This window comes from Bacillota bacterium, from assembly GCA_024655925.1.
Taxonomy (GTDB): Bacteria; Bacillota; DTU025; order DTU025; family JANLFS01; genus JANLFS01.
Map to the genome: position 1 here is coordinate 5,451 of JANLFS010000084.1, position 7,244 is coordinate 12,694.

Sequence of the window (7,244 nt, forward strand, 5' to 3'; positions counted from 1 at the left end):
CGGAGCTTGAGGGAGTTGAGCAGACGCGACATGACTCTACCTTCTTTCGGGCGCAACGCGTACGGATCGCGCAACGAGGTAGGCGTCAGGGAGGCTTCGCTCGTACATCTCTGTGTTGAGGTGATCGAATACCGGAAAGGCGCGGCGCGCTGCATCTAGTCTAGAAGTGTCCAAAGCGAGGACGAGCTCTCCCCATATGGACCCGGAGGCGACTTCTGATAGGATACCGCGTCCTTCAGGCGTCACTTCCACCGGGGCGAATACCCTGGACCGGCCCTGGTAGGTGCGACCGAGCCAGGATCCTCCGAGGCAGACCTCGATCCCGAAGACTTGGTTCTGCTGGACGGCTTGCCACAGTCCTCTTGTCTGGTGCCAAACGGTGTAAGGGGCGGGCACAGCCGTGGGGGCAACAATGGTATCCGCGCCCATCAGAGCGAGTATCCTTGACACCTCGGGGTACCATGCGTCTGTCCCGACTGCAAACCCGATTCTGTGGCCGCGCACGTCCACGATTGTCAGGTCTGTCGAACACAGAAACCTGAGCCCGTGCTCGCGTTCGGACACATGAGTCTGTCCCTGAACTGCCACGAGGTCGCCGGAAGGCGAGAGGATCGGAGCCAGGTTCGCGAACCCATCCGTTCGGGATACGAGGAACGTACCTGGGCAGAGGTGTATATGGTTTGCCAGGGCCACCGCAGCGAAGAAGTCCATGGCCCGGTCGAACCCGGCCCGCCCCACGGCTCGTGACAGTTCCGCGATATCTGGGGCGTCAGACGGGGAGTACTCTAAAGACGCTCCGATCATCGCAGCGAACTCCGGTAGTACCACGAACTCCGCGCCCTTTCGGACGAGAGAAGATATGCGGGCCGCAACCGAAACCTGATAGTCACGGACCGTCTGGAACTGGGAAGGGTCCATCTGAAGAAGGCCCGCGGAGATCACGCTCACACCACTCACCTCCGCACCTATATTACACATTGCGGAGCTGGATCCTTCCGCTGCCAGGAGGAACACCGCCCTTCGGAGTAGAATGAATGCCCAGTGCAAATGGGGGAGGAGAGTTCTATCCAGACCAAGACAGAGATTGAACCCACATCTATCACGGTCCTCATGGTCCTGGCATTCGTGTTGCTCTCCATGGTATCCCAAGTATTCGTCACGAGGACTCTCACCGTCCTCACTGCTGCTGACAGCATTGCTGCTTCCCACTCGTGGTTTTCGGATACCGGCTCCGCCCCGTTTGCGCCCCCGGACCTCGCGCGGATCTCGATTTCGACTGTGTTCGACGGGGCACTCTCGCTGCCTGAGCACTGCGAGGAATCGGGGGCATCCGACACATTCAATCAGCCAGACAGGCCCGAATTCGTGAAGGCTCTATACGCGACAGGTTGGACCGCCGGAATTCCCTCCCGCCTTGAGTCGCTAGCGAAGATCATAAGATCCACCGAGCTGAATGCCATGGTGATCGAGATAAAGGATGATACTGGAGCTATAAGCTACGAATCCAGCGTGCCCCTGGCCCGTGAGATCGGGGCAGGGGTGCGGAAGATTCGAGACATAGCGTCCGTGCTTGCATTCCTACAACAGGAGGGAATCTACCCCATAGCCCGCCTCGTGGTGTTCAAAGACCCGAAGCTGGCGCGCTCGAGGACTCAGACGGCGGTCCGTGACAGTCGGGGCGCTATCTTCAACGACTCTCAGGGCCTTGCGTGGACGGACCCGCGAGCGAGGGAAGTTTGGGAGTACAACCTCGAGATCGCCAAGGAGGCTGCCCTGCTGGGGTTCAGGGAGATCCAATTCGATTACGTGCGGTTTCCTGACGACCACGGTCTGACCCGGATAAACAACACTGACTCGAAGGGGCGCACCCGGGCGGACGTAATAGCCGAGTTCCTCGAGTACGCCCGGGCTGAGCTGGAACCCTACGGGGTCGTCGTCACGGCTGACATATTTGGGATCGTCTGCTCCGCCGAGACCGACATGGGAATAGGTCAGGTGCTCGAGAAACTCGCCCCGCACGTGGACTATCTCGCCCCCATGGTGTACCCCTCTCACTACAGGCGCGGCGAGTACGGAATCCCCGACCCCAACGGTTCGCCCGGCGAGACGGTCAGGCGCAGTGTTAGTCGGGCCTTGGAACGGTTGGGCGCCCTTGGCTCCAGCGCGAGACTCATCCCGTGGCTTCAGGACTTCTCACTTGGCCGCGACTATGGGGAAGCGGAGGTGAGAGCACAGATCGACGCCCTGCTTGATCTGGGGATACGCGAGTTCATGCTCTGGAACCCGAACAACGTGTACACAGAGTCTGCGCTCGAATCACTGAGCGAGACGGAGAGCTCGCACCCGCATCCGTCCGCCGAGGCTTGGCTCGCCATAGAGGACCGCACGGTCGCGCCTTATTGCGCCAATCCAAGGGTACGGCTATAATTGGGGTAATCTTGACGTAAATGGATTGCCGGCAGGTACAGGCCGTCGTCTTAGGGGTGAGGTTCGTGTTGCGCACTCATACGTGCGGTGAATTGCGTTCGACCCATGTGGGTGAGCAGGTCGTCCTGTGCGGGTGGGCACAGTCTATTCGCGATCACGGCGGCCTTGTGTTCATCACCCTTCGTGACAGGTACGGACAGACACAGGTTGTGGTGGAGCCGGAAACCAACGGTGGCCTCGCTGGTGAAGCCGCCAAGGGCATCAAGCGGGAGAGCGTGCTCAGGGTCACCGGCCGCGTTGCCGCAAGGCCGTCAGGCACGGAAAACCCGTCTCTTCCCACGGGGGATATCGAGGTGCGCGCGGAGAAGGTCTCGGTAATAACCGAGGCGGCTCCTCTTCCCGTGGAGGTCTCTGACGAGAAAGTGGCCAGCGAAGAGGTGCGCCTAACCTACAGATACCTGGACCTCAGGCGCAGCTCGCTACAGTTCAACCTGGAGGCAAGGCACCGTGCGGCTCTCGCAGTCCGCAACTGGCTCTCCGACAAGGGGTTCTTGGACATCCAGACTCCTCTCCTCGTGCGCAGCACACCTGAAGGCGCTCGGGACTTCGTCGTTCCCAGCCGCCACTTCCCAGGCATGTTCTACGCCTTGCCCCAGAGCCCTCAGCTCTACAAACAGCTTCTCATGGTGGCCGGGTTCGACCGGTATTACCAACTTGCGCCGTGTTTCCGCGACGAGGACCAGCGAGCCGACAGGCAACTCGTTCACACGCAGATCGACCTCGAGATGAGCTTCTGTGATGAAGAAGACATCTATGCTGTTGTGGAGGGGACAGTTGCAGCGGCATTCCGGGCGGGGATTGGGGTCGAGGTGGAGACTCCGTTTCCGCGCATGACCTATGACGAAGCGATGGCCAGATTCGGCTCGGACAAGCCCGATCTAAGGTTCGGGATGGAACTCGCAGATCTATCAGATATCGTCCGTGACTCCGACTTCGCGGTGTTCCGCGATGCCTGCCTCAAGGGCGGACGCGTTTGTGGGCTGTGTGCCCCTGGGTGCGCCGGGTTCTCCCGCAAGGACATTGACGACCTGACCGAGCTGGCCCGTGTCCACCACGCTCGCGGACTCGTGTCGATGAAAGTCGCCGACGGGACCATTCATTCGAGTGCGGCCAAGTACCTGACGCCCGAGAAGATCTCGGCCATCATCGAGCGGCTCGGGGCGTACGACGGGGATCTGATTCTGATAGTCGCTGATTCCGCGGAGGTTTCGGCCACTTCCCTCGGACAAGTCCGGCGGCATCTAGGCCGCCGGCTCGGGCTCATCCGCGAGGGAGACCACAGGTTCGTCTGGATCACAGAATTCCCACTCTTTGAGTGGAACCCAGATGAGAACAAGTGGGATGCGAAGCACCACATATTCACGATGCCCCGTGAGAGCGACATCGAGAGACTCGAGTCCGACCCAGGATCGGTGAAAGGACGGCTTTACGATCTGGTTCTAAACGGCACTGAGCTTGGCAGCGGCAGTATACGCATCAACTCCCCCGATTTGCAGCGCCGGGTGATGAAAGTCATTGGAACTACACGCGAGGAGGCTGAGCGGAATTTCGGGTTCCTGCTTCGAGCCTACCAGTACGGGGCGCCTGTCCATGGCGGGTTCGCGGTCGGGTTCGACAGGCTAATGGCTGTAATGCTGGGTCTCGAGAACCTGAGGGACGTAATAGCCTTTCCCCAGAACGCGTCCGGAGTCTCCCTGGTGGATGACTGCCCTAATGAGATTGACCCACGTCAGTGGAAGGAGTTGCACATCAAGCCGGCGAACGGCAACTCGGGTTAGGGCAGCCTGTCACATGATCCTCGTTTTGGGTCCGTGCATTCCGAGTTCGGGGACGCACGGGCCTTTCATTAGGCCGGCTTTCTGGCAATTATCTATGAAGGAGTGACTGCTTGTGAAGCGCGGAGAGAGCATGAAAGAGGGGCTCACTTTCGACGATGTACTGTTGATTCCGGGAATGTCCGAGGTTCTGCCATCTGAGGCGGATGTCACCACGGAACTGACTGATGACATCAGACTAAACATCCCCGTGCTCTCGGCGGCCATGGACACTGTCACCGAAGCCCGTATGGCAGTGGCCATCGCCCGGGAGGGCGGGATAGGCGTCATCCACAAGAACATGTCCATCAAGGCACAGGCCCTGGAGGTCGACAAGGTGAAGCGGTCGGAGCACGGCATCATAGTCGACCCGATCTTCCTTCCTCCTGAGGCCTCCATACGTGAGGCGCTCGAAATCATGGAACGTTATCATATCTCGGGCGTCCCAATAACCGAGGAAGGCAAACTCGTCGGGATCCTGACCAACCGGGATCTCCGGTTCGAGACCAACTTCGACCAACCGGTGTCTCGGGCCATGACTAAAGATAATCTCGTCACCGCCCCGGTTGGGACGACTGTAGACCAGGCAATCGCAATCCTGCAGAAGCACAAGATCGAGAAGCTACCCCTCGTCGACGAGCAGTTCAAACTGCGGGGCCTCATCACGATCAAGGACATTCAGAAAGCCCAGAAGTACCCGAACGCGGCCAAGGATGCTCAGGGAAGGCTCAGGGTTGCAGCGGCAGTTGGGGTTAGCCGTGACACACTGGACAGAGTTGCGGCGCTCGTGGACGCGGGGGTGGACCTGATTGTGGTGGACACAGCCCATGGGCATTCGCGGGGCGTCATCGAGACAGTCCGGGCTGTGAGGCGCGCTTTCCCCAAGGCTAGTATCATGGCGGGCAACGTGGCGACCGCCGACGGGGTGAGGGCACTGGTGGACGCGGGCGCAGACTGTGTGAAAGTCGGTATCGGTCCCGGGTCCATCTGCACCACCAGGGTGGTGGCCGGGGTCGGAGTTCCGCAGCTCACGGCGATCATGGACTGCGCGGAGGCTGCCCGGTCCTCAGGCACCAGGATCGTTGCCGACGGGGGCGTCAAGTACTCAGGGGACATAACCAAGGCTCTCGCGGCCGGGGCTCACGCGGTGATGGTCGGGAAGCTCTTCGCGGGCACCGATGAGAGCCCAGGGGAGATGGAGATCTACAAAGGCCGTAGTTTCAAGGTCTACAGGGGAATGGGCTCCATAAGCGCGATGAAGGAAGGATCCTCGGATCGGTACTTCCAGGAAGGCTCCAGAAAACTTGTCCCAGAGGGGATAGAAGGCCGCGTGCCGTACAAAGGAAGCCTGTCGGACACAGTCTATCAGCTGGTTGGTGGACTCCGCGCAGGAATGGGGTATGTGGGCGCGAGAAACCTCACTGAACTCAGGGCCCGCGCCTCGTTTGTGCGCATCACCGGAGCGGGATTACGTGAGAGCCATCCTCACGACGTCTATATCACCAAGGAGGCGCCGAACTACATGATACACGGCGCTGACTACGAAGAATCATGATGCACCTCGAAAGGAGGAAGCCTTCGTGACCACGAGGAAGGCCTGCTTAGCGGGGATTCTCATGATCCTTGCGCTTGTGGCCGTGTCAGTGGGTGGGGTAGCAGCTCAGCCTAACGTCAAGAGTATCATCATCAACCCCAACCCTCCCTACCAGACCAGTATCTGGACTGATCGCAGCTACTACCAGCCGGGCGAAAGGTTGAACATCTACTTCCGGACGAGCGGTGACGCGTGGGTGTATGTGTTCGACATCGATACCCGGGGTAACGTGAGCTTGATCTTCCCCAACATCTACTCGGACTCGAACCACCGGAAGGCCAACGAGACATACGTCCTGCCGGACAACTCCAGGTATAACCTGACGGTGGCCGGCCCGGCGGGAACGGAGCAACTGGTGTTGTTCGCTGTGCCGAGCAAGATCCGGGATGTGGAGTGGCTTCGCCGCTCGCTGGAGCAGGGGACGTTCAGCCCCCAGGTGAACATCAACGTGTCGGCTGACAAGTTCATGATGGAGGTCAAGTCCGTCGTCATCACCCCGAATTTCGGGCAGAACTGGTCGTCCGCAACAACCAGTTTCTCAGTAGGGCCTGGCGCACCTTCGCCGCCTCCATCCCCCCCGCCGCCTCCGACCCCGCCGGTGGTCCGGGGGTCCATAAACGTGACATCGAGCCCGTCCGGGTCCCGGGTGTTCCTTGATGGTGTGGAGCAAGGGACTACCCCTGTGACTCTGTCCGGACTGAGCGCGGGAGTCCATGAGGTGGTGGTCCTGAGGAAGGGTTACTACGCGTTCACAAGGTCTGTGACGATCACGTCTTCGAACCCATATCAGGTCCACGCGAACCTCTCGAGGATTCCGGACGACCAGCCGCCCACGTCGGCTGAGGTCCAGCTGATAAGCAAAGTCGTGAACGTGAAATGGCCGAATACGGGCCCGGTGACTGAGTACTTCTCCTACCGTGGGTCGTCAGGAAACCTTGTCATCACGGGGGACCCTGTCCTCGGGATGATGTCGAGAGTCACGGGTTCTCTGACCGTCAACGCCGTCGGGCCGATACAGTTTGTGGAGGTCACACCCTCCGGGCCGGATGCACCGTGGCCTGGAAGAGTCTTCGAGAAAGTGCAGTACCCGTTCAGGGCCCGTGTAACAGTGGAGGATTATGCCGTGGTGACCGGCCCTGTGTTTGGCATCGAATACCTGGACTACGTGAGGCTCAGGGTCGAGGTATGGTACATAGGCAACTGAGCCTCCCAAGCAGTGCAACCACGAGGCCGGGGGCTTTCCCCCAGCCTCGTTGTGCCTGGCCTGGCAGCACTTCGGCGAGGCATGAGAGCTAACTGGAGTGGAGATGTTGGGGGCGATGATCCGGGAGCGACTGGAATGGATGCTT

At 60.1% G+C, this 7,244-nt stretch carries 5 protein-coding genes; 4 read left to right on the top strand and 1 reads right to left on the bottom strand.

What is annotated here, in order from left to right; translation table 11 throughout:
- Positions 1-36: 36 nt before the first annotated feature.
- Entirely contained in the window at positions 37-948 is a 912-nt protein-coding gene (locus NUW23_12100) for a carbon-nitrogen hydrolase family protein (GenBank protein MCR4426907.1), read from the bottom strand.
- 99 nt (positions 949-1,047) lie between these two features.
- Between NUW23_12100 and NUW23_12105 the strand changes: the two genes are divergently transcribed.
- From NUW23_12105 to NUW23_12120, 4 genes are all read left to right on the top strand, one after another.
- Positions 1,048-2,427: a putative glycoside hydrolase gene (locus NUW23_12105; protein MCR4426908.1), complete on the top strand. Its 1,380-nt coding sequence runs from the start codon at positions 1,048-1,050 to the stop codon at positions 2,425-2,427.
- A gap of 20 nt (positions 2,428-2,447) precedes the next feature.
- Positions 2,448-4,265: an aspartate--tRNA ligase gene (gene aspS / locus NUW23_12110; GenBank protein MCR4426909.1), complete on the top strand. Its 1,818-nt coding sequence runs from the start codon at positions 2,448-2,450 to the stop codon at positions 4,263-4,265.
- A gap of 130 nt (positions 4,266-4,395) precedes the next feature.
- A complete protein-coding gene (gene guaB / locus NUW23_12115) occupies positions 4,396-5,856 on the top strand; it encodes an IMP dehydrogenase (protein MCR4426910.1) in 1,461 nt (486 codons plus the stop codon).
- Positions 5,857-5,881: 25 nt separating this feature from the next.
- Positions 5,882-7,099 (top strand): DUF4384 domain-containing protein, encoded by a 1,218-nt coding sequence (locus NUW23_12120; protein MCR4426911.1) that lies wholly within the window; start codon positions 5,882-5,884, stop codon positions 7,097-7,099.
- Positions 7,100-7,244 lie beyond the last annotated feature (145 nt).

Excerpts from the sequence above, each read along its gene's own strand:
- NUW23_12105 (MCR4426908.1), top strand. The coding sequence starts at position 1,048 with ATGGGGGAGGAGAGTTCTATCCAGACCAAGACAGAGATTGAACCCACA.
- guaB (MCR4426910.1), top strand. The coding sequence starts at position 4,396 with ATGAAAGAGGGGCTCACTTTCGACGATGTACTGTTGATTCCGGGAATG.
- aspS (MCR4426909.1), top strand. The coding sequence starts at position 2,448 with ATGGATTGCCGGCAGGTACAGGCCGTCGTCTTAGGGGTGAGGTTCGTG.